We start from the raw sequence: 22,769 nt of genomic DNA on the forward strand, positions 1-22,769 counted from the left end.
AAAATGTCAGGAAGTATATTAGCACCAAATTAGTTGGATGAGATACCGGTCTTTTTCAATTGAGGTGATAATTTTTTTTTATAAAAGGAGAAAACATGGAAATTCGGAATATCATTGAAATGATGGCTTTTTCAAAAGAAAAAATGAAAAAGGTTGGGCTTTTTAGCACTCCCCGGTTTTTTTGCGATCTTTATTGTTTTGAACCTGGCCAGGAACAAAAGCCACATGTCCATGATGGGGAAGATAAAGTCTATTGCGTTCTTGAAGGAGAAGGAACATTCCGAATCGGAGGTGAGGTAAAAAACCTTTCTCAAAACATGGTCACATTAGCCCCTTCCGGAATTGAGCACGGAGTCCGAAACGAGGGAAAAAGTAGGTTGGTTTTAATTGTCTTTATGTCCCCAAACAGTCATTTCCAGGAAGGAAAGGGCCATGGACATACCCATTAAGGGATTAAGAGTTGAGGAGCATCCGGTCTAGGGCTTTTTTTGCAAAACTTTTGGTGGGTTCAGGAACCCGAATTTGGTTCACCACTTGACCTTCCAATAAATTCTCCAACGCCCACAAAAGGTGAGGAGGGTCAATGCGGTACATGGTGGAACACATGCACACCGTTGGAGAAAGGAAGAAAATTTCCTTGTCAGGGCATTCTTCTTTCAAACGGTTGACCAGGTTAAGCTCTGTTCCAATGGCCCATTTTGAACCGGATGGGGCTTTTTGAACGGTTTGGATGATTACTTCGGTGGAACCGGACAGGTCCGATAGGTCAACTACCTCCTGGCGGCATTCGGGATGGGAAATGATTTTGATGTTGGGATATTTCTCACGGAATTGAAGGACATGTTGGGGAAGAAAGACCTGATGAACGCTGCAGAATCCGTACCAAAGAATAATCTTTGCCTTTAAAATAGCATCCTCTGAGTTTCCTCCCAGATCCTCATCCGGATTCCAAAGTATGATTTCCTCATCTTTAAAACCAATTTTTTTGGCTGTATTTCGGCCTAAGTGTTGATCCGGAAAAAATAGAACCTTCCCTCTTTGGTTTAAACCCCATTGCAACACTTTTTCCGAATTCGACGAAGTACAGACAATCCCCCCTTCTTGGCCACAAAACGCTTTTAAGTCCGCTGAAGAATTAATATAGGTGATTGGCGTAACTGGGGAGGGGCCTAATAGATCCGATAGGTCCTCCCATGCCACCTGAACTCTCATCACATCGGCCATATCTGCCATGGAACAGCCTGCGGAAAGGTCGGGAAGAATCACCTTTTGATGAGATTGACTTAAGATATCTGCAGTTTCAGCCATAAAATGAACCCCGCAGAAAACAATATACTCTGTTTCTTTTTGCTCTGCCCCGATGCGAGCAAGTTTTAATGAATCCCCTCTCACATCTGAGTATCGAATAACCTCATCGCGTTGGTAATGATGTCCCAAAATAAGAACTTGATTTCCCAAGCGGTGTTTGGCCTGTGAAAGGCGCTGGGCCATTTCTTCCGGGGGAAGATGGGTGTATTCCGTATTTAGATCCCGTCTTGGTAAAACACCTTGTGTCATTTGTCATCCTTACCTAGTAGATTTCACTCGGATTATACTAAAGGGCCTTGAATTCCCTTGTCAAGGATTGTTCTGTTCCCTTTTTCCATTATCCAAGGGTATAAAAGTGTTTGGGGTGGTTTTTCCTATGGATCATGGACTCCGTCCTAGGAACGGATTCCCAGTTCGGTTTTTAGATGAGCAAAATCCACTCTTTCCCGAACGAGCCTTTTTGCCCGTTCCACCTTACTGGTTGTCCGAATCCGAACTTTTCCCAACATATTTTCAAATTTCTCAACAACGGTTAATGTATCTTCCTTGACTAACAGAATTGGAACCCCAACGCTTCGGGCCTTGTCTAAAATCATATCGGGAGGCATTTGGTCTCCGGTTAAAACCAAGCAACGTGTGGACGTGTCCAGAGCGGCCAGTTGAATGTCTGCCCTGGATCCACCTGTAATGACTGCTTTATGATGAATTTTTCGAAAGTAATTTAAAGCATTTTCTACACTCATTGCCCCGATAGTAAAGGTTTCGATGGTATCTTCCATCTTTTCTTCACAACAAAGCACCGAGCCTCCTAGGATTTCATGAAGTTGTTTAATGGTCATTGAACTGAGGAGCCGATCAAAAGGACAAATTCCTAAAAGATGAATTTGATGCCTTTTTAAAAAGGTGGTGGCGGTTTCCAGTACCTCCTCGATCCTGTGGGAGGAGACACGATTTAAAACCACACCCACTAATCGATCTTTAAGAATTTCCTTCATCGAGAGGATGTCATCAAAGGTTTCCTCCTCCTTATAGGGATTGACCAAAATGACTTTTAAGTCCAACTGCTGAATGATTTGAATTCCAGATATTCCCAGAAAGGCCCCGAAGTGAAAACGCCCATTCCCGCCCACGAGTACTAAATCTTTCTCTTCTCCTACCCGTGTATAAGCTTCCTGAATTTTTTTCAATAAACCCAGCTCTTTTCCCTTTAAACCTTGAGAAATCAAATCCGGGGTGAGGACCACAGGGCAAATAGAGTCCAGGGGTTCCTCCAGACCTAAAGCTTCCTTTAAATAAAGGGCATCTCCATCCGTAAGAATGCCTTTTACCAAAGTGGGGGTTCGACCCACCGGTTTAAAATATCCAATCCGGACGCCCTCTTCGCGGAAGTGGTTGCCTAAACCTAAACATAAAATTGTTTTTCCAGAATATGGGACCGTTGACCCGATGTATAGACCTGGCATCGAAAACCCAATAAAAAAAAATGATGAAATAATCCTTCCAAGGAGAGAAAGATATTATAGGGTATTCAAGAAACTAAGTAAAGGAAAGAAATGAAAGAAATGGGCGAGGAAAAGACGGAGGTTTTATCCCTTTGGGGTGAAAGGAATAACCCTATTCCTTCCTGAATCCTTTGCTTCATACAGGGCTTTATCTGCCATATGGATGATCTCGTCCATGGATCTGGCGTCTGAAGGGAATGAAGCAACACCCCCACTGATGGAAATGCATCCCAAGGGCTGTTTTTCTTTATATAGAAAATCTTCGGTTGAAACGATTCTTCGAATATTTTCTGCATAACTCAAAGCTTGATCCTTATGGGTGTTGGGGAGCAAAACAATAAATTCTTCTCCACCGTATCGGGCAACAATCGATGTCCCGCGTGTATTCACCTGAATCAATGATGCCATTTTTTTAAGCAATTCATCCCCTGCCTGGTGACCATTTTGGTCATTGTATTTTTTAAAATGATCGATGTCGAATAAGAATATGGAGCATTCAAAATTGTAATTGATACATTTCAAGGATTCATCCATGACCCGTTCCTGAAAATACCTCCGGTTATATAATTTGGTTAAGGGGTCGATACGGGCAGTGAGTTGCGCATTATCGAGGCGCTGGGCATTTTCAAGAGATATGGCCGCCAAATCGGCTACGGTGGCCAAAAAGGTGCGGTGGTTTTGGTCGGGTTGTTTAATTCTTCCAACGCTTAAAACCCCGTGAAGCTGGTCTTTGAATCGAATAGGCGCACAAAGGTCAATGGCTAGGGGTTCAATCTTTGAACCGATTTTTCCCATGAATTGAGGATTAAATTTAAAGTCTTGTTCGGTCAATACTATATTGACCTCTCCGGTTACCCCTATTCGTCCCTCCCCCAAGGCAAAAGAGAGATGGCTAAATTTCCCTTTTTTTAACCCATAGGCCAAGGAGAGCGTTAGGCGTTTTTCATCAGGGTTGTAGAGAAAAAGGCAAATTTGCCCCGCGTTAATGAGGTCATGGGCCAAACGGACGATTGAGGAAGTGACCTCCCCCACGGTAAGATTGGAAGAGAGGCGTTTTACGGCTTCTGGAAGCGTAATGAAGAGTTGAAGATAACGTCTATTTTGCTCGCTGAGTTGTTCAATTTGCCCCTGTAAGGACCGGCGGGCATTTTTTTCTTCACTCAGACGTGAATCTACCCGTTCTTTTTCATTTAATATGATTTTTCCTTTTCGGGATCCCGCCCAAAACCCAATGAATAAAGTAATGAAAAAAATCAAGATAAAAACGAGGAAAAATGTGTTGGGGAATCCTTGGAAATTTAAATTTAGAATTCCTTCCAATTTTTGAATCGGTCCCATTATTCCGAAGGACTCCAAAAAACAACCCCTAAAAAAAACGGCTTTCCTGTTAAATCAAAATTCAAATTAATTTTTATCTCTCATCAAATTTGGAGTGATGTTTCACACCCTTAGGATTTTTCTCTTTTGGAAAATTTTAAAAAAAGGTCAATGAAATGGTCTTTCTTTCACTCTGGGGGGCTACTGGGTCTGCCCAATAAAAACCCCTGCCCCAGGGGAATCCCCAGTTTTTTTACAGTTTCTAACTCTTCTTTGGTTTCAATTCCTTCGGCTATAATTATGGCGTTCATGCTTCCCGCGAAAGAGATCATTGCTTTGGTCATTTCCTGCTTTAGGAGGTTACGGTCAATTCCACGGACCATTGAGATATCCAATTTCAAAAAGTCAGGTTGAAGTTCTACAATGGCCTCCAAACTGGAATACCCTGCCCCCGTATCATCCACCGCAATTGAAAAACCAAGGTCTGAATAATAGGCCATGGCTTCACGGAAGACGGGATAATTATTGATGGCTTCCCGTTCGGAAATTTCCATGACCACGTTGTTGGGTATCCTTTTGATGTCTTCCAGGAAATCCCGCAAATAGGCCCCTTTAAATTCAGGGTCATGAATGGTTGTCGGCAAACAATTGATAAATACCTTGGCCTTTTGATCCAGTCGAGCCGCATGAATGAGCCCCTTTCTTCGGCAGATGCGATCGAGTTCAAAAATAAGCCCAACCTCCCTCGCGATATCGAATAGAAAATAGGGATTTTCATATTCTGTTCCTTCAGGACCTCGGCTTAATGCCTCGTATCCCATGACCTTGTTGGTATTTAATTCGACAATCGGTTGAAAAACAATTTTGATTTCTTCTTTAATGATGAGTTCCTGGAGTTTCTCTTTGTTTCGGATTTCCCCCTTAAATTTTTGAAATTTGGCCATTGTTTTTGAATCTTCAATGAGCCGTTCGATTAACCGCTCTTCTTGAATCAAAGGGTTATAGATGACAATCGCGTGACCCACCGTGATATTGGGTCGTCCTTTTAAATACTGGAAGACATCTTTAAAAATCTTTTCGTTGAGGTCCTTCGTTACCCGCTCACTTAATCCTTCTAAATCCGTTGAAAAAAATTTCTTTTCATTCCTTTTTTTAGATAGAAAAATGAAGAATTGATCGCCACCAGGGTGGTTGACTGTCAAAATGTCATCTTTTCGGATACCATTGCCCTGTAAATCGATTAGTTTTTGATTCAAAAGATCAATAATATCTTGATAAATTTTCTTTCCGAACGCTTTTTCGATTCGATTCAGATGGCTTGCATCGACCATCAATAGAGCGAGGGCCTGATTTTCCAGCAATATTTCTTTTATCCTGGGTATTTCAGAATGGTAAGGGGGAATTTTGGGTTTTTGGCTTTGGTTCACAAAGTGGGTGGGGTTTTTTGAGGGATGAATACTCATAGGAATTCTCTATGGTTTTTAGTTGCTCTTTCTTTTACTTAAAAGTATCAAATTTTCTCAAATTGTCTATTTCTTTAGATGGTTAGGAAATTTGAATTTGGGGGAAAATCAATTGTGGGGGAGAAAAACGGGTTCTATTTTAAAAACAGTATGTTACGCAGATAGAAATGGGTTGATCGGGTGCCAAAGATGGGAGTGAAGAGGACACTAACCCCAAAGATTGTCAGGAACTTTTAACCGGTCAACCGGTTTTCCTTTTCCAATGTGTTCTTCCATAATTTCTTTAACATCAGCTTGGGTTACTTTTTGATACCAAGTCCCATCGGGATAGACGATGACTATGGGGCCTAGCTGACAGGGGCCGGTACAGGTTGATCCGGTAATAAGAACCTGATCAAAAAGTTCAAGGTTCTGCATTTCCTCGTAAAACTGCATCATGACATCAGAACCTCCTTTTTCTCCACAGGACCCGCGAGGATGACCTGAAGGACGGGAGTTAGTGCAAACGATCACATGATATTTAGGTTTCGGCATCTTTCTCTTTCCTCTTCCAAATTCTATGGTTTATCAACGAAGTGCAATAAACGATAGCGGATCTGTGGGATGCCTGTCAACCCAAAATTGACTCTTCCCGGGCTTTCGTTCCCTGTAAAAAAACCCCTTCTCAAACCCCAACCAAAACTGAATGGAATGGGAAGCGGCCCCCGGGGTTTTTCGAAAAATCATTCCCCGTAAACCCTTTACCCATGGTTTTTGTGATGTTGGGAATCCAAACTCCGGAAGTCGCTTTCACCTCTTTTTAAAAGGTCTTTTTTCTTTTTCACTTGCCTGGAAAGAAGGCAAAGATCTTTTATTTTAAAATTCTCAAAGAGACCTCTTTAAGGTTTTATTTTGAAACGCCGAGGCTTCCTTCAAAAAGGATGGCCAGCCATGCCTCATCCTCTGAAATAATGGCAGGGGTGTAGGAAATCATTCCGGTACCCGGGCTTCCATTTTTGACCACCCAAAACATTTCTCCCTCGGTCCGAATGGTGTGAAATTCAGGGTTGGTAAAATTTCGCGGGGAGGGACTTAAAGCAGCCCCTGCGGGGCCATCTCCTTTTCCTTCATTTCCGTGGCATGTAAAACAGGTTCCTTTTCCAAGATAAATTTCCTTTCCCTTTGCAATATTTTCTGGTGTGGGTTGGAAAGGGTTTTTTAATGCTTTTGCCGCTACCAGTTGATCGACTGGCACTCTTGTTTTGGAAAGGTCAAATTCTTCTGCAGTGGAAATACTCAACCCGAAGGTAAGGGTTAGGGCGACTATCAAACCGCTTGATAAAAGGTGCTTCATCGAGAACCTCCTTATCTGAATGTTAATTTTTTTTTGGGAACGTGATAAGATTTCCAACCCTATTAGACGGGAGGCTTTTTATTTTATTCAAATTTTCAAAGGCTGATTTTTAGGTCAAATGGAAAAGGGGAAGTTATTCTTTTAGAAAAAAAATGGCTTCGGGTTGGAAGTCTACAGCGCGTGCTCCGAGGAGTTCCTCCAGGTAGTGGATTTTGCCTTTTTCTCCCTGGACTGGTTTTCTTGACAGTGTGGGGACGGGTGAGATATATTTGACTGTACTCTTAATTTCTAAAAAAATAAGCCGTAACTTTTTAATTTTAAAGAGAAATCCAGTTACTATATAAGGCCCTCTGAACATGTTTGAGAAATGTTTCAACCTCTTCGGTTTGTGGTGAATCTAAAAACGGCTTTTCCCTCTACGGGTCTCCTCATTGGTTCTTTTGCCATCCTTGTTTTATTAGGGTGCAGCCAGGTTGATGAAGCCCAAGAAAATGGGGAAGGCGTGCAAACAAGTGTGGCCAAAGCCACCATTGGGTACCCGGCTCCAGATTTTACCTTGTTGGATGTGGATGGGAAATCAGTCTCATTATCCGACAATAGGGGAAGGGTTCTTTTGGTCAATTTTTGGGCCACCTGGTGTACACCCTGTCGTGTGGAGATGCCCTCCATGGAAACCCTTTACCGGCAGTTTAGCCGGGAGGAATTTGAAATTCTGAGTGTCTCCAGTGATTTTGAGGGAGCGGCGGTGGTCAAACCTTTTATGAGGTCCTACCAACTGACCTTCCCGGCCCTGATTGATAATGATTTTGAGGTGAGTAATTTATACCAGGTCCGTTCCATTCCCGCGACTTATATTATTGATCAGGAAGGGGTTATTACTCATCGATATTTTGGGGCGAAGGTATGGAATGATGAGGCCTCTAAAGAAATCATTCGCAAATTGATCCAATCGGGTTAAAATGGATTATTCACCATCCATATCTTATCTCGTTGCCTTTTGGGCGGGGTTTTTGTCCTTTGTTTCTCCATGCGTCCTTCCCCTGGTTCCTTCCTATATTTCCTATATAACGGGGATTTCCATCGAAGAATTGGTTTCAAGAGAAGAGAGGGATCACCATAAGTGGTTAGCCTTGAAAAACGCTACCATGTTTATTTTAGGATTTTCGATGGTCTTTATTTTTTTTGGGGCCTCCGCCACGGTGGTGGGCCAACTGTTCCTGACCTATCAGGACGTTTTAAGAAAGGTTGGGGGGGCCATTGTCATTTTATTTGGTCTTTATACCATTGGTTTTTTAAAGTTTCGTTTCTTAATGCAAGAAAAACGCTTTCATTTTCAAGAAAAACCTGCAGGGTATTTTGGGTCTCTTCTAGTGGGGGTCGCCTTTGCGGCTGGATGGACCCCCTGTGTGGGTCCGATTTTAGGGACCATTCTCTTTATGGCGAGTGATGCGGAATCAGTCAGCACTGGCGTTCAACTGTTGGCGGCTTATTCTTTGGGTTTGGGTATTCCACTTTTGGCCATTGCTTTCGGCATTCATTCCTTCCTCAACTATTTCAAACAACTGAACAAATATATGGGAACCATTTCAGCTGTAAGCGGTGTTTTTCTGATTGTCATTGGGTTAATGATTTTTACCAACTCCTTCGCTCTTTTTACCGCTTTTTTACAAAAAAACGGCATTGGATGGGATTTAACCCTTTAATCCAATTCACTTTTTTCAATCCATCGTAATTTTTCCATGACCTCGATTTGGTTTCCAGCTATGGTGATGCTCCTGGTTCTCTTTTCGGGGTGTAGCACCAAATTTCCCAATATTAAATCACCGGATCCTGCCTCTTTTTCCTTTGTCGGGCTGGTCAAAAAGGAAAGTCCTTCCGTGGTCAATATTAATACCCTCAGAGAGACCCTCGATGGGGATTTCTTTCAGGAGTCCCCTTTCCAAGATCTCAAAGAAAATATTCCTCTACCACAGGAAAAACAAAGCCTGGGCTCCGGGTTTATCATTGATCCATCAGGGTTCATTTTAACCAATTATCATGTAATTGAAGGGGCCGATCAGATTTGGGTCCGGCTTTTTAATGAGGAGGAGGTCGAGGCCCGTGTGGTGGGCCTGGATAAAACCACGGATGTGGCCCTGATCAAAATTGATTATGGGATGGATCTTTCATCTGCACGTATGGGGGATTCCGATAAATTGGAGGTAGGGGAATGGGTCGTCGCCATTGGCAATCCCTTTGGGTTAGCCCAAACGGTGACTGTTGGGATTGTGAGCGCAAAAGGCCGGGTTTTGGGATCGGGCCCATATGATAATTTTATCCAAACGGACGCCTCCATAAATCCGGGAAATAGTGGGGGTCCCCTTTTTAATAAACAGGGGGAAGTCATTGGCATCAACACAGCCATTAATACCTCCGGTTACGGAATCGGGTTTGCCATCCCCATTACCATGGTGACAAAAATCCTTTCTCATTTACAAACCAACGGGAAGGTCACCAGGGGTTGGTTGGGAATTGTCGTCCATGAGGTCGAGGTGGATCATTTTCGGTCCATGGGGGCCAGGGACCCTAAGGGAGCCCTTGTGACGGATGTCATGGAGGAGGGGCCAGCCGACCGAGGGGGAATTCAAATCGGAGATATTATACTGGAATTCGATGGTAAAACCATTTTCAAGGCGAATGAACTGCCACCCCTGGTAGCGGATACGCCGGCCCAGAAGGAAATTCAGATCAAAGTGTTGCGGGAGGGGGTGGAAAAAAAAATTAATCTACACGTTGGGAAAAAAGAAGGAGACCGTCCTTAAACCATTTCTCTTGAATAACGGTTCCAAGGGATTTATTCTAATTTTAAGTCCTCAAATTGTTCTTCAAGACTATCGATAATGGACCTGGTTTTCTTGCAGAGGTTAATGTCTCGCATCTGCTGTTCCGCCTTCATTTGAAAGAGTTCATGCGATATGTTAATAGCGGCGAGAATGGCCAGTTTGGACGGTGTGGGAACTTTGGTGTTGGCCGCGACCATTTTCATCTTCTCATCTACAAAGTCCGCAAGGACTGACATATACTGATCATCGGCCTCCCCCTTGATCGCATAGGTCTGGCCATAGATTTTTACTTCCATTTGTCCATTGGTTTTTTCTTTTCCAACGTTCATGGCATCCCTCATTTGATCAAGCTTAATTCTCCCAACAATCTTTCCACTTTTGAACGGACTTTTCTTCTTTCGTCATCCAGTTCTAGGAATTCTTTTTCACGCCGAGAAAGTTTATGATCCAACTCTCTGACCTGGCCCAGCAGTTGAGCCCGTTCCTCTTTTAATTGTTTGACGACCTCAATAATTTTCTTAACCCTTCCCTCCAGGCACTCTAAATCGTCTTGAACCATTCCATACTCCTGGGATGAGGTTGAAAGGTAGACTCGATCCACCTGATTTTATTCCTGTTTTCAAAAATGTCAAGAAATTTTCGGCCCAAGGCCCATTTTTTCTAGGATGGACTCTCTAACGGATCAAATAAACCATATGGGGCAACTCGGGAAGAACCAACCTAGCCATGGCTAATTGAACCGCATTCTCCGATCCCGGAAGCGAGAAAATCAATTTCCCTTGGAACACCCCGGCTGTGGCGCGGCTGAGCATGGCGGGGGATCCTATGGATTGAAAACTTAGAAAACGAAAAAGCTCCCCAAAACCGTCCAATTCTTTTTCTAAAATTTCCTGAACCACCTCAAAGGTTGAATCTTTTTTGGAAATGCCCGTTCCCCCTGTGATAATAACCCCTTCTGTTTCGGGGTCTTTCAGGATTTTGATAATGGTTTCTTTGATTGAAACGGGGTGATCTTTAACGATGGCATATTGGGTGACTTTGTGCCCATTTTCCTTGAGCAATTTTTTAATTAAAGCCCCGCTGGCGTCCGTTTCCGTGTTCCGGGTATCACTGACAGTCATGACAGCGCAACTGATTTGTTTGGGAGCTTTATCTTTATGGTCTAAATGGGCCATGGTTTAGATTTGGAATTGGGCTTCATACAGGAGAGAATAAAGGCCGTTTCCCAGTAATAATTGTTCGTGATTTCCTTGTTCAACCAATTTTCCCTGATCGATCACCAAAATTTTATCCACATATTTTAGGGTAGACAATCGATGTGCAATAATCAGGGTGGTCCGATTCTGGGTCAGCGCAAAAAGGGCGTCTTGAATTTTGGACTCGGTTTCAGTGTCAATATTTGAGGTGGCTTCGTCAAAAATGATAATGGGTGGATCTTTAAGCAACGCTCGGGCAATGGCAATCCGTTGTTTTTGGCCGACTGAAAGTTTTACCCCTCTTTCACCAATCCATGTGGAATAGCCCTCCGGAAGTTCTTGGATAAAATCGTGGGCGTGTGCCGCTTCCGCCGCTTCACGCACCTCTTTTTCAGATGCAGAAAGATGACCATACAGGATATTTTCGAGTACGGTTCCGTTAAAAAGGAAGGGTTCCTGGGAAACCAGGGCCATTTGATCTCTGAGGTACCCTAACCGGAATTGACGAATATCCATCCCGTCAATGGCGATCCGCCCGCGATCAATATCATAAAAACGCATCAGCAATTTTATCAATGTGCTTTTGCCTCCTCCACTGGGCCCCACAAAAGCGAGTTTTTCCCCCGGTTGAGCTTCAAAATCAATGTTTTGTATAGTGGGGGTATCTATGCGATATTGAAATGAAACCCTGGTGAATTGAATGTGTCCTTGGGCCTTCATTTTTGGAGAAATAGCGTTGGGTGGGTCATTAATTTCCGGTTGTGAATCGATGATTTCAAAAACTCTTTCTCCCGCTGCTAACGCGTGTTGTAGCATATGATTGATGGTATGGATTTGGTTTATTGGGGTATAAAAAAGAGTTAGATAGGTAAGGAAAGCCACCAACCCCCCCACTGTTAATTCCTGAGCAAGGACCTGGTGGGTCCCCACCCACAGAACCAGTAATGTCCCTAAAGATCCTAAAAGAATCATTCCGGGGGAGTAAAGGGACCACCATTTGGCCACCTCTAAATTACTCTGACAATAGGATTGGTTTTTAGTATTGAACCGCTGAATTTCATAAGGGCCTCGGTGGAAACTCATGGTTTCACGGATTCCAGAAAGGCTATCCTGTAGGAGGGCATTGAGTTGAGCGGATTTTTCCCGGATGATTTGGTAGAGCTTGTGTATTCGTTTTGTAAAAAAGAAAGCTGAGACAACAAGAATGGGAATGGGCATTAAAGCAATTAAAGCCAATTTCCAGCTCATGAAAAATAGGGCGATGGTAATCCCGCACAGTGTGAGAAGGGCCATCACCAAGTTTTCAATGCCATCTATAAAAACCCGTTCCACATTATTGACATCGTTGATGACGCGAGACATGATTTCTCCTGTGGACCGATTTTCAAAATAACGAAGGGAAAGACCTTGTAGACACCGATAAACATGGTCCCTTAAATCAAAAATAACTTTTTGTTCCAGTGTATTATTGAGCCGGATCCGGATCATGGCACATAGGTTTTTAATTAAAAACGTTCCTAGGAGAGCCATCAAAATCCACGGAAGAAGTGATTGATTCTTCCCTTGGATGACATCATCAATGGTTATTTTTATAAGCCACGGGGGAAGGAGGTCCGCCAGGGTAACCCCCACAGCAAAGAGGAGGATCAAAGCTGCCAATGTCTTATACGGTTTGAGGTATTGTGTGACTCGGATAAGAGATTTCAACAGGGTATCCTAATCATTATCTTTTGTAGGGTTTGAACCGCTTTCGTTTGGTCACACCTTTTTGAAACTGGGGACCCGATTATTTTTTTAATTTTTTGGGAAAATTTAAATGATTGACACAACTAGACCGGAAGCATTCAGGCAACCGGAATGGCTTCCTTCACCCAGAAGGTCTCAAATTCATTAAGATGTGTTAAGGTAGAAAAATCCCTCATTCGATCAATGAAAACCGTCGCATGAAGGTGGTCAATTTCATGTTGAAGAACCCGGGCTAGAAAATCATGGGCTTCCAATTGAACCTCTTTTCCAATCCGGTCTAGGGCCTTGAGTTTGATGTGTTGAGAACGTGGGACCATCCCCCGCAGGTTATCCAGGCTTAGGCAGCCTTCCCATCCTTCTACCTTTTCTTCCGACAGATAGGTAAATTCAGGATTAACTAGGACCATAAACGGAATGACATCCGCATCAGGATAGCGGTTATTTTCCTCAAAACCAAGTACTACAATTTGTTTGGAGCAGAAAACCTGAGGGGCCGCCAGACCCACGCCATCCTCAATTTTCATGGTTTCAATCATGTCATCAATCAATTTTTGTGTTTCTGGCTTTTCCAGTTCTTCTCGAGAGACCGGGTCCGCTTTCCTACGAAGAATGGGGTTGCCCAATTTTGCAATCTTTAAATTTGCCATAATGAAATTCTCCTTCACCCCTGGTGGCCTGTATATCGTTCATTTATAACATATAATTCTAGATGAGGGCAAGGGGTTCCTTCCAACAAAAATGCTATAACTCTTTGAATGAATTGTAGTCTTTGTTCTAAGGGTGGGATGGCTTAAATTTCCCCTCCTTTTAATTCCCTATTAAACCGTTAAACTTTTGAGTTTTTCTGTTCTTATTAAGAAATGAATTTATTTTTGTGGATAAAACCTTTTTGATTTGATGAATTATAAAAAAAAGATTTATTTTCAACTATTCGCTTTCTCATTGACTGGGTTGGGATTCTTTGTTATTCTTTCACCGTTTTTTTATAGAAGGTTCACCCCTTAAACAATAATTTTTAATTCACGGTGATTTTTCCATGCAAGTTTCAGAGATTGGAGAACTCAAAAAGATAGCACTCACCTTAAGGCAAGATATTGTGAAAATGACGACTGCCGCTGGATCCGGTCATCCCAGCACTTCACTCTCTGTCGTAGAAATTTTAACGGCACTATATTTTAACACGATGCGGCACGACCCCAAAAATCCCCTGTGGGATGATCGGGACCGTTTCGTTTTAAGTAAAGGGCATGGGGCGCCAGCCCTTTACTCTGCCATGGCGCGTTCGGGGTATTTCCCGCTGGAACAATTAATGACCCTTCGCCAATTTAAAAGCCCTCTCCAAGGGCATCCTGAGAGACAACGCTTGCCCGGAATTGAGGCTTCATCGGGTTCATTGGGGCAAGGTCTTTCCATCGGCATTGGAATGGCTCTAGCCGCCCGTTTGGATGGGAAAGATTTCCATACCTATGTGGTTATGGGTGATGGGGAAATGGATGAGGGCCAAATTTGGGAGGCTGCCATGTTTGCTTCTCATTACCAGTTAGATAATTTGACCGGGATCCTGGATCGAAATGGGCAACAACAGGATGGTTGGTCCAAGGATGTGATGAATACGGAACCCCTGGTGGATAAATGGGAGGCCTTTGGATGGAATGTTCTTGATATTGACGGACATGATATTCAACAGGTCTTGAATGCCTTAGGGGAGGCTAAAAGAAAAAAAGGAAAACCCACCATTTTAATTGCAAGAACGGTGAAAGGGAAGGGGGTTTCTCTTCTTGAAAATAATACGAGCTTCCATGGGGTTCCTCTCAATCCAGAGCAGATGGAAAAGGCCCTTTTGGAGTTAACCCAGGTATGAAGACTTCTCGCGTTGAAAAAAAAATGGGGGCTGCGACCCGTGACGCTTATGGTCAAGCCCTTGTTGAGGTTGGAAGGAACAACCCCAACATTGTAGTTTTGGATGGGGACGTCTCAGGTTCGACCAAGAGTAAGGCATTTGCAAAAGAGTTTCCAAAACGGTTTTTTAATTTTGGAATTGCCGAGGCGAATATGGTTTCTGCCGCTGCGGGGTTGGCCAGTTGCGGAAAGATCCCCTTTGCATCCAGTTTTGCAGCTTTTTTGGTGAATAAAAGTTTTGAACAGCTTCGAATGTCGATTGCCAACCCCTGTTTAAATGTTAAACTTTGCGGATCTCATAGCGGAATTAGCTTGGGACCGGATGGTGCCTCTCAAATGGCCATAGAAGATATCTCCTTGATATGTTCTCTTCCAAAATTCGTGGTACTGGTTCCGGCAGATGAAGTGGCCGCAAAGGCGTTGGTCCATCAAGCGGCCACCTATGATGGACCGGTTTATATTCGAACCAGCCGGTCCAGTTCCCCTTTAATCTATTCCAGTGGAGAATCCTTTATAATTGGTCAAGCAAAGGTTCTTCGGGAGGGACGGGATGTGACCGTCATCGGTACGGGATTGCTAGTGTGGGAGGCCTTGGAGGTTGCCCAAATCTATGAGGCCAAGGGGATTCATATTCGTGTCATTGATGTCCATACGGTGAAGCCCATTGATGAGGAGGCCATTATTGCCGCTGCCAGGGAGACCGGGGCCATTGTCACCGCCGAAGAGCACCTGACGGTGGGTGGGTTGGGAAGCCGAGTGGCTGAAGTCGTGGTTCGAAACCATCCCGTGCCCATGGAGTTTATCGGCGTTCACGAAACCTATGCGGAATCAGGAAAACCTCATGAGCTCTTTGAACGGTATGGATTAACCTCCAACCATATCAACCGGGCCATTGATCGGGTTTTAAAAAGAAAAAGCGGAAAATAACCTTCCTTTTTATTTCTCGCCATTATTTTACATAGATTAGTTCAACAACGGAATCGGTAGGAACCATGTGCCGGGAGAGCCCCAGCTTTTTTGGAGGGATACCCAGGGCTAACCCAATAAGTTGAGGAAGGTGTAGGATGGGAATCCCCAGGGGGGTTTGTACGCATTTTGAAGCGCGGTCCTGGTAGATATCAAGGCTCATATGGCACAAAGGGCAGGGTGTCACCAATAATTGTGCGCCTTTTTCTTTAGCTTCTTTAAGATTTTTTCCTGCCATGGCCGTGGCGATTTCCTCCCGCTCAAGAATGACAGGGAATCCACAGCAACGGGTTCGTCCATCATATTCAATGGGTTCACCCCCCAACGCAATAATCAGTTTCTCTAAAGAAACCGGGTTGGTGGGGTCATCATATCCCAGGGTGCCAGATGGCCGAAGTAAATAACAACCATAAAAGGGGGCGATTCGAATATGGGTGAGAGGAGTCTTTACCTTCTTTTTCAAATTGTCTAAGCCGAATTCCTCAATCAAAGCCCATAGAAGGTGTTTGACTTTTACATCCCCCTGGTAGGAGCCTTCCTCTTTTCCTAAACGAGAATTGACCCGGGTCATCAAAGCTTTATCTTGGCAAAGCTCCTTGTTTGCTTTTGCCATGACCCCTTGGCACGTACTGCAAATCGTTAAAAGGTTCAGGCCTAGTCGTTCCGCCTGGGCAAACGTGCGGGCGTTAATGGTTTGGGCCAGCTCTGGGTCTGCTTCACTAATCACCCCTGCACCGCAGCAGGCTGCATCGGTTAATTCGATTAGTTCGATTCCTAAGCATTCAGCGACTTCGGCCGTAGCCTGGTAGAGTTCGGGGCAGGCTCCCTTTGCCGCACACCCGGTATAATAAGCAAATTTCACTGTCTTTCCTCTCGCATTTTAAAAATTTCTTTAATTTTTAAAATGCCACGGATCGGTTTTTTAAACGGAGAAGGGGATTTTCCCTTAAATAACATTTTGAATGCCAAAGGTACCACCTTGATCAATTGTACAGGTTTGTTGAATAGCATTTTAAGCGGCATGAGGGTTTCATTTAATTTTCCCTCATGTCGAACGATGTTTGAAAAAACGGTAATATGTTTTGCGCCTAAATGATTACTCTTTCCCTTGGAAAGGGCCATTCGTCTCATTCGAATAATGGCCTCCATGGGCTGAACATCCTTTGGGCACACTTCCACACAGAAGTTGCACCTGACACAGTCCCAAATACCATTGTCGTTCATTAAATGGTCCAGTCGCTCTTCCTTTTTCTCTTCGCGAGGATCAGCCATAAAACGATAAGCCTTTGCCAAAGCGGCCGGGCCTAGAAAGCCTTCGGATACCTCCAGAGATGTACAAGCGGAAACACACGCCCCGCACAGAATACAAGAATCCACATTGTGGAATTGATTCATTTCTTTTGGGAGGATTGCCAGTTCCTTTTCCGGATAGGCAGTGCTGGAGGTGGAGGGATTTTCTAACCAGGGGGTAATGTCCCGGACTTTTTCCCAAAACGGTTGCATATCCACCGCCAGGTCTTTCAGTACGGGCATGTTTTTCATCGGTCCAACTTTCAAGGCATTGTACCGCTCCCATTCTTCATTAATTTGTGTTTTACATGCCAATTTTTCTTGCCCATTGATCACCATGGAGCAAGACCCACAAATGGCACTCCGGCAGGAGCAACGAAAAGTCAGGGTCCCATCGGTCTCTTGTTTAAGGCGGATCAGAGCGTCCAGAACCGTCATTCCCCGGTTAATATTGATTCTGTAGTCTTTAAAATAGGGATGTGTGTCGGCTTCGGGGTTAAATTTTTCAACTTCTAAAACGATTCTCAAAGGTTTGCCTTCATCCTGTTAGGACATTTTTGGTTTAAAAAAACTCTCTGGAGCCCCGAAGGCCTTCGTGATTTTGGGTTTTAGTTTCTCATTCAGGGAAATAAAAAAGATTGTTTAAAATATAACCGATACGGTGGGTGGCGTCAATAAAGGGATGGTGGTAAAAAAGTCGCTCACCTCTTTGATATTGGGGGAATTTATTTATTGCTTTTAATCAGCTCTAAGAACTCCAGGCGCGCTTTGTGATCCGTTCTGAAGGTTCCTAACATGGAACTGGTGACTGCCCTTGTGTTTTGTTTTTCAACTCCCCGCATCATCATGCAAAGGTGTTGGGCTTCCATGACAACCGCTACCCCAGAGGGAAGGATTTTCTCTTTAATTACTTCTGCAATTTGACAAGTGAGTCGTTCCTGAACTTGCAATCTCCGACTAAATACTTCCACCAGGCGTGGAAGTTTACTCAGCCCGATCACTTTTTGGTTCGGTGTATAAGCGACATGGCATTTCCCAAAGAAAGGAAGAAGATGGTGTTCACACAGGCTATAAAAATCGATATCTTTAACAATAATCATTTCATCGTATTCAATCGGAAAAAGGGCATCATTTAATATCTCATCCACATTCTGATGGTACCCATTTGTAAATGCCTTCAGGGCCTTTTCTACCCGTTCAGGTGTTTTTAATAATCCATTCCGGGAAGGGTCTTCCCCAACCATGAGAAGAAGCTTTTCAATGAGATCCCGAATACGGGTATCTTTTTCCTCAATACTCGCCTGTTCAATTTCCATGGAGTGACTCCCCCAAAAAAGAGGTTTTTCAAACAGAAAAATCATATCATGCGAAAAAAGCCCAGGTCAAACAAAAGGTTTTAGAACCGGTGGGGTTTGACAGTCTGTTTCTAAATTGGTTAGAATGCGAATTCTTAATTTTTAAAGGCCAGTTTCGTGAGAGAAATTTCCAAAGGAATATTGGAATGGTCTTGGTTTTCACAAGAAAAAGCCATTGATTTTAATGGTCACCTTTTGATGGAAAACGGAGAAGGGTGTTTAATCGATCCGCCTTCCTTTTCACTCCAAGAGCAGGAAATCCTTCAAAAAAAGAAATTTCATGCAATTTTGATTACGAATCGAGACCATGTCCGCGAGGCGGAACTTTCCCGGACCCTTTTTAAAGCTCCGGTCATGGGGCCCGAGGCCGATGCCCCTTTTGTAGATATCAAGGTGGACCAAACCTTTCGAGATGGGGACCGTCTTCCAGGGGGAATTGAGGTGATTTCTATTCATCACGGAAAATCACCCGGAGAGTCCGCTTTATGGTTTCCGGGGAGTGGGGGTGTTTTGGTCTTGGGCGATGCCCTTATTGGAAAACCCAAAGGGGAATTGAATTTACTTCCCGCTGAAAAGTTCTCCGATCGGAAAAGGGCCATTGACGGTTTGCGTGTTTTTTTAAGGTTTGATTTTGAAATGGTGTTGGTGGGGGATGGAGAATCGGTTTTAAGAAATGGGAAAAAGGCGGTTGAAAACTTTTTTGCTCGGGAAGGATTTGATGTTTAACGTTTAATGAACCGAGTCATCGGGGGGAATGAATGTTAAAAAATGAACTGTTTTTAAAAGCCTGTCGCCGAGAGGGGGTGGATCAAACCCCTGTTTGGATTATGCGGCAAGCGGGCCGGTATATGAAGGAATACAGAGAGTTGCGTAAAAAAGTGGATTTCCTGACCCTTTGCAAAACCCCCGAGCTGGCCCTGGAAGCCTCCATGTTACCCGTGGAGATTTTAAAAATTGATGCTGCTATCCTTTTTTCGGATATTTTAATTCCTGTTGAGGCCATGGGGATGGATTTGAGTTTCACCGATAGTGGTCCTGTTTTGGGGAATCCTATACAAAATGAAGAGCAGGTGGAATCTTTAACCGTTCCTTTGGTGGAAGAGAAGCTGTTTTTTGTTTTCGATGCCATCCGCCTGATTCAAAAAACCTTAGAAGGTCGCCTTCCTCTTCTTGGGTTTTCCGGAGCCCCTTATACGTTGGCAACCTATATGGTTGAGGGTCGGACGTCCTCAAACTTTTACAAAATCAAAAAATTGCTTTTTAGCCGGCCAGACCTTGTTCATACACTTTTTAAAAAACTGACCGAAACGGTTACGAGATACCTCCAATTACAAATTAGAGCCGGTGTTCAGGCTGTACAACTTTTTGATACCTGGGCGGGAACCCTCTCTCCGGAGACCTATCGGGAATTTGCCCTTCCCTATACCCAACAAATTGTTGAGAGCCTTCGCCCCGAAGGCGTTCCCATTATCCTTTATGTCAATGGTGGCGGGGGCCTTTTGGAACTCATGGCCGGGTCTGGGGTGGATGTGGTGAGCATTGATTGGCGAGTGGATATAAAGGAGGCCAAAGAAAGAATTGGCAGCCGAGTTTGTCTTCAGGGAAACCTTGATCCCTGTTTTTTATACGGTAACCCTGCGAATATCCGGCGGGAAGTGAAAAGAATTCTGGAAGGTTTTGGTCGTGGAAACGGCCATATTTTTAATTTAGGTCATGGCATTCTTCCCGATACTCCGGTAGAAAATGCGATTGCTCTGGTTGAAGCGGTTCATGAAGAAAGTCGGTGTTTTCATTAGTGTGTTTCCCACGGTTTAAGGTGTCATAATCCCATGTCCAACACTGATATGCAACCGATTGGTGTGGTGTTGCTTAACCTCGGGGGCCCTGATTCCCTGGATGCTGTTGAACCCTTTCTTGTAAACCTTTTTTTAGATCCGGATATCCTTCCCTTTCCTTTTGGTCGTTTTGCTCGGTCCTTTTTAGCCCGTACCATTGCCCGAAGACGGGCAGAAAAGGTAAAAGAATACTATCGAAAAATCGGAGGGGGTTCTCCCATTTTCCCTTTGACCCGAAAGCAAGCGGAAGGGTTGGAGAAGGAGTTAAAATCCCAGGGTAATTTTAAAGTTTTAATTGCCATGCGTTATTGGCACCCGACCACCGAAGAGGCAATTGACCAAATGGGCAGGTTGAATTTAAAAAGGGTTGTTTTGCTGCCCTTGTATCCTCAATTTTCAACGGCCACCACGGAGTCTAGTTTTAAAGAGTTTGAGAGGGTTCGGAAAGAAAAAGGGGGAGAGAATTGGGAGGTTTTAAAAATTCCTCATTGGTACGACCATCCTTTGGTCATCGATTCATTGGTGCTTCAAATTAAAAATGCCCTTCAAAATATTCCAGTGTTGGAAAACCAACCGCTTCATATTGTTTTTTCCGCTCACGGGGTTCCGCTTCGTTTAATCCAAAAAGGGGATCCCTATCAAAATCAGATTGAAGAAAACGTGAGGTTGATTGGACAATCTTTGGGCGGGTCCTATCCGATCCACCTGTGTTATCAAAGCCGCGTGGGCCCTTTAAGATGGACGGGTCCTTCCACGGATGAAATGCTGAAAGACCTTGCGGCTCATGGGGTTAAAAACCTCCTGATGATTCCGATCAGTTTTGTCTCCGACCATTCTGAAACGCTCTATGAAATGGATATTTTGTATCGGGACTTGGCGCACCAACTGGGAATCCATGGGTTTCATCGGATGCCTTCCCTTAACGATTCTCCAGCATTTATAAAAGCGCTATCTGGCATTGTGGTCGATTCTTGTCACTCGAACCGTTGGTTATGAAGGTTTCCCAGAAAACGGTTATTGTGGTGGGAGGGGGGATTTCCGGTCTTTCCATCGCTTATGGGTTAAGAAAATTGGGTCATTCTGTTCGTCTTTTGGAAAAAGAAAAAGTGCCCGGTGGGTTTGTGAAAAGTTATTTTCATGAGGGGTACCTGGTGGAAGCAGGCCCCAACAGTACCCTCGATCAGCATGAAGAGGTTCAAACACTATGTTCAGACTTAGGTTTGGATGAAAGCCGTATTCCGGGAAACCCCGTTTCCAAAAAAAGGTACCTGGTCAAAAATGGAAAGTTGATCGCTGTTCCTTTGGGTTTTGGGGCCTTTTTAAAGACGGACCTTTGGAGTATGCGCGGAAAACTCCGGCTTTTGAAAGAACCCTTCGTCAAAAAAGGGGAAGAAAAAGACGAAAGTGTCGCATCCTTTTTTGAAAGACGATTGGGCCGAGAAATGGTTGAGTATGGTATCGATCCGTTTGTTTCAGGAATATATGCAGGAGACCCTTGCCGGTTGTCTGTTCGAAGTACTTTCCCTCGATTGTTTAATTTGGAGCAGGATTATGGGAGCTTGCTGAAGGGGGTTTTGTTCAAGGGAAAGAAAAAAAGAAAAGAGACCCAAAAAGGTCTTTTTTCTTTTAAAAGCGGGATGGGTGAACTCACCCAGGGTTTATCTCATTGGTTGGGAGAATCGGTTCAATCGGGCTGGGAGGTCAAGGAGTTAGATTATCAAAATAATCCTCCCAAAATAACGGTGAAAGGGGTAACCCAAAATCGAGGGGTGGCGTGCGATGGGGATGCAGTGGTTTTGGCTACCCCCGCTTATTGGACCTCCCATTTGATCCATCCGTTATGCGTTTCACTTTCAGAACATCTGAAGGGTATTCACTATGCTCCCATAGCCATGGTTTTCTTGGGGTTTGATCGGACTGCCATTCAACATCCGTTGGATGGGTTTGGTTGTTTGATTCCCTCCCGGGAAGGCTTTGACCTTTTGGGGTCACTTTGGAATTCGACCTTATTCCCGGGCCGTGCTCCCGAAGGTTGCATTGCCACCACTAATTTTCTGGGGGGTGCGAGAAAACCCGAAATTTTGGAAGCTTCCGATGAACAATTGATCGATATCGTGATCAAGGAGTTAAACCAGTTGATTGGAGTTCAAAAAGCTCCTCAATTTTCGAAGGTGATCCGGTATCCTTATGCCATTCCACAATTTCAGTTGGGTTACACTGAAAAAATAATTCAAATTGAAAAACGTTTAGAAGATTTTCCTGGAATTTTTCTTGGAGGAAATTTCCTGAAGGGTGTTTCAGTTGCTGATTGCATTTTAAACGGGCTTCACCTTTCAAAAAAGGTTGATGCTTTTTTTGCAGTGAAGGATGGGGGTTGATGTTTTTTAAAAAAAAAGGTTTTAAAGAAGGGGGAAATGATGCCTCAGACACTTACACGTTTTAGGAAACAGTTTCCAGAGGTCTGGAAAGCCTATGCCAATCTTCGGGATACCTGCACGGACACAGGACCTTTGGATGAAAAGACGGTGGAACTCATTAAGGTGGGGATATCAGCGGCTTTGGGGCGTGAAGGGGGGCTCGTTGCCCATGTCTCCAGAGCGAGGAAGGCTGGTGCCAGCCCGGCTGAAACCTACCAGGCCATTCTTCAGGGCATGGGTTTGACCGGATTTCCAACTATTTTAGCCGCGTTCCAAGTGGTTCATGAAGTGTTCAAGAGGAAGAAAAGAACCAGGTGATG

Annotated in this window: 26 protein-coding genes; 11 read left to right on the top strand and 15 right to left on the bottom strand. The window is 44.0% G+C overall.

Features of this window, described 5'->3' with window-relative positions; translation table 11 throughout:
• Positions 1–95: 95 nt before the first annotated feature.
• Positions 96–449, top strand: a complete 354-nt coding sequence (locus VGB26_09805; protein HEX9758080.1) for a cupin domain-containing protein — start codon at positions 96–98, stop codon at positions 447–449.
• Positions 450–453: 4 nt separating this feature from the next.
• Here the strand turns inward: VGB26_09805 and nadA are convergent, their stop codons facing one another.
• From nadA to VGB26_09840, 7 genes are all read right to left on the bottom strand, one after another.
• Positions 454–1,557, bottom strand: a complete 1,104-nt coding sequence (nadA, locus tag VGB26_09810) for a quinolinate synthase NadA (protein ID HEX9758081.1) — start codon at positions 1,555–1,557, stop codon at positions 454–456.
• A 146-nt stretch (positions 1,558–1,703) separates the two neighbouring features.
• A complete protein-coding gene (locus VGB26_09815; GenBank protein ID HEX9758082.1) occupies positions 1,704–2,771 on the bottom strand; it encodes a phosphotransacetylase family protein in 1,068 nt (355 codons plus the stop codon).
• A 123-nt stretch (positions 2,772–2,894) separates the two neighbouring features.
• Positions 2,895–4,148, bottom strand: coding sequence for a sensor domain-containing diguanylate cyclase (locus VGB26_09820; GenBank protein ID HEX9758083.1), 1,254 nt, complete (start codon positions 4,146–4,148; stop codon positions 2,895–2,897).
• Positions 4,149–4,315: 167 nt separating this feature from the next.
• A complete protein-coding gene (locus tag VGB26_09825) occupies positions 4,316–5,590 on the bottom strand; it encodes an EAL domain-containing protein (protein HEX9758084.1) in 1,275 nt (424 codons plus the stop codon).
• A gap of 207 nt (positions 5,591–5,797) precedes the next feature.
• Positions 5,798–6,124, bottom strand: coding sequence for a (2Fe-2S) ferredoxin domain-containing protein (locus VGB26_09830; protein HEX9758085.1), 327 nt, complete (start codon positions 6,122–6,124; stop codon positions 5,798–5,800).
• Between the two features lie 33 nt (positions 6,125–6,157).
• Positions 6,158–6,316, bottom strand: coding sequence for a hypothetical protein (locus VGB26_09835; GenBank protein HEX9758086.1), 159 nt, complete (start codon positions 6,314–6,316; stop codon positions 6,158–6,160).
• A 160-nt stretch (positions 6,317–6,476) separates the two neighbouring features.
• The gene (locus VGB26_09840; GenBank protein ID HEX9758087.1) at positions 6,477–6,923 is read right to left on the bottom strand and encodes a c-type cytochrome; all 447 of its coding nucleotides are present in this window, start codon (positions 6,921–6,923) and stop codon (positions 6,477–6,479) included.
• 367 nt (positions 6,924–7,290) lie between these two features.
• On the opposite strand from VGB26_09840, the gene VGB26_09845 reads away from it, so the two are divergent.
• The 3 genes from VGB26_09845 to VGB26_09855 are packed head-to-tail and all read left to right on the top strand — an operon-like array spanning position 7,291 to position 9,724.
• Entirely contained in the window at positions 7,291–7,881 is a 591-nt protein-coding gene (locus tag VGB26_09845; protein HEX9758088.1) for a TlpA disulfide reductase family protein, read from the top strand.
• 1 nt (position 7,882) lies between these two features.
• Positions 7,883–8,626, top strand: a complete 744-nt coding sequence (locus VGB26_09850) for a cytochrome c biogenesis protein CcdA (protein ID HEX9758089.1) — start codon at positions 7,883–7,885, stop codon at positions 8,624–8,626.
• Positions 8,627–8,662: 36 nt separating this feature from the next.
• Positions 8,663–9,724: a trypsin-like peptidase domain-containing protein gene (locus VGB26_09855; protein ID HEX9758090.1), complete on the top strand. Its 1,062-nt coding sequence runs from the start codon at positions 8,663–8,665 to the stop codon at positions 9,722–9,724.
• 32 nt (positions 9,725–9,756) lie between these two features.
• Here VGB26_09855 and VGB26_09860 read toward each other — a convergent pair whose 3' ends face one another.
• The 5 genes from VGB26_09860 to def form a co-directional block, all read right to left on the bottom strand.
• Entirely contained in the window at positions 9,757–10,074 is a 318-nt protein-coding gene (locus tag VGB26_09860) for a cell division protein ZapA (protein ID HEX9758091.1), read from the bottom strand.
• A gap of 8 nt (positions 10,075–10,082) precedes the next feature.
• Positions 10,083–10,346, bottom strand: coding sequence for a cell division protein ZapB (gene zapB, locus VGB26_09865; GenBank protein ID HEX9758092.1), 264 nt, complete (start codon positions 10,344–10,346; stop codon positions 10,083–10,085).
• Positions 10,347–10,419: 73 nt separating this feature from the next.
• A complete protein-coding gene (locus VGB26_09870) occupies positions 10,420–10,920 on the bottom strand; it encodes a MogA/MoaB family molybdenum cofactor biosynthesis protein (GenBank protein HEX9758093.1) in 501 nt (166 codons plus the stop codon).
• A gap of 3 nt (positions 10,921–10,923) precedes the next feature.
• A complete protein-coding gene (locus tag VGB26_09875) occupies positions 10,924–12,648 on the bottom strand; it encodes an ABC transporter ATP-binding protein (protein ID HEX9758094.1) in 1,725 nt (574 codons plus the stop codon).
• Between the two features lie 137 nt (positions 12,649–12,785).
• Complete coding sequence (gene def / locus VGB26_09880) at positions 12,786–13,334, bottom strand: peptide deformylase (protein HEX9758095.1); 549 nt, start codon at positions 13,332–13,334, stop codon at positions 12,786–12,788.
• A 389-nt stretch (positions 13,335–13,723) separates the two neighbouring features.
• Between def and VGB26_09885 the strand changes: the two genes are divergently transcribed.
• Together VGB26_09885 and VGB26_09890 are read left to right on the top strand one after the other, a co-directional pair.
• On the top strand, positions 13,724–14,548 hold the full coding sequence (locus tag VGB26_09885; GenBank protein HEX9758096.1) for a transketolase: 825 nt from the start codon (positions 13,724–13,726) through the stop codon (positions 14,546–14,548).
• On the top strand, positions 14,545–15,513 hold the full coding sequence (locus VGB26_09890) for a transketolase family protein (protein ID HEX9758097.1): 969 nt from the start codon (positions 14,545–14,547) through the stop codon (positions 15,511–15,513). Before VGB26_09885 ends, VGB26_09890 begins: the two co-directional genes overlap by 4 nt.
• A 22-nt stretch (positions 15,514–15,535) precedes the next feature.
• Here VGB26_09890 and VGB26_09895 read toward each other — a convergent pair whose 3' ends face one another.
• The 3 genes from VGB26_09895 to folE form a co-directional block, all read right to left on the bottom strand.
• Positions 15,536–16,414, bottom strand: a complete 879-nt coding sequence (locus tag VGB26_09895) for a CoB--CoM heterodisulfide reductase iron-sulfur subunit B family protein (protein ID HEX9758098.1) — start codon at positions 16,412–16,414, stop codon at positions 15,536–15,538.
• Positions 16,411–17,370 carry a succinate dehydrogenase/fumarate reductase iron-sulfur subunit gene (locus VGB26_09900; protein ID HEX9758099.1) on the bottom strand — a complete coding sequence of 320 codons (960 nt, stop codon included), beginning with the start codon at positions 17,368–17,370 and terminating at the stop codon, positions 16,411–16,413. The genes VGB26_09895 and VGB26_09900 overlap by 4 nt, the downstream gene beginning before the upstream one ends.
• Before the next feature lie 197 nt (positions 17,371–17,567).
• Positions 17,568–18,158: a GTP cyclohydrolase I FolE gene (gene folE / locus VGB26_09905; GenBank protein HEX9758100.1), complete on the bottom strand. Its 591-nt coding sequence runs from the start codon at positions 18,156–18,158 to the stop codon at positions 17,568–17,570.
• Between the two features lie 156 nt (positions 18,159–18,314).
• On the opposite strand from folE, the gene VGB26_09910 reads away from it, so the two are divergent.
• The 5 genes from VGB26_09910 to VGB26_09930 are packed head-to-tail and all read left to right on the top strand — an operon-like array spanning position 18,315 to position 22,767.
• Positions 18,315–18,923, top strand: a complete 609-nt coding sequence (locus VGB26_09910; protein ID HEX9758101.1) for a hypothetical protein — start codon at positions 18,315–18,317, stop codon at positions 18,921–18,923.
• A 32-nt stretch (positions 18,924–18,955) separates the two neighbouring features.
• The gene (gene hemE, locus VGB26_09915) at positions 18,956–19,993 is read left to right on the top strand and encodes a uroporphyrinogen decarboxylase (protein ID HEX9758102.1); all 1,038 of its coding nucleotides are present in this window, start codon (positions 18,956–18,958) and stop codon (positions 19,991–19,993) included.
• Between the two features lie 33 nt (positions 19,994–20,026).
• A complete protein-coding gene (gene hemH, locus VGB26_09920; GenBank protein ID HEX9758103.1) occupies positions 20,027–21,028 on the top strand; it encodes a ferrochelatase in 1,002 nt (333 codons plus the stop codon).
• A complete protein-coding gene (gene hemG, locus VGB26_09925) occupies positions 21,004–22,410 on the top strand; it encodes a protoporphyrinogen oxidase (GenBank protein ID HEX9758104.1) in 1,407 nt (468 codons plus the stop codon). Before hemH ends, hemG begins: the two co-directional genes overlap by 25 nt.
• Before the next feature lie 36 nt (positions 22,411–22,446).
• Positions 22,447–22,767, top strand: coding sequence for a carboxymuconolactone decarboxylase family protein (locus VGB26_09930; GenBank protein ID HEX9758105.1), 321 nt, complete (start codon positions 22,447–22,449; stop codon positions 22,765–22,767).
• Positions 22,768–22,769: the final 2 nt, after the last annotated feature.

The organism is Nitrospiria bacterium (assembly GCA_036397255.1).
GTDB lineage: Bacteria > Nitrospirota > Nitrospiria > DASWJH01 > DASWJH01 > DASWJH01.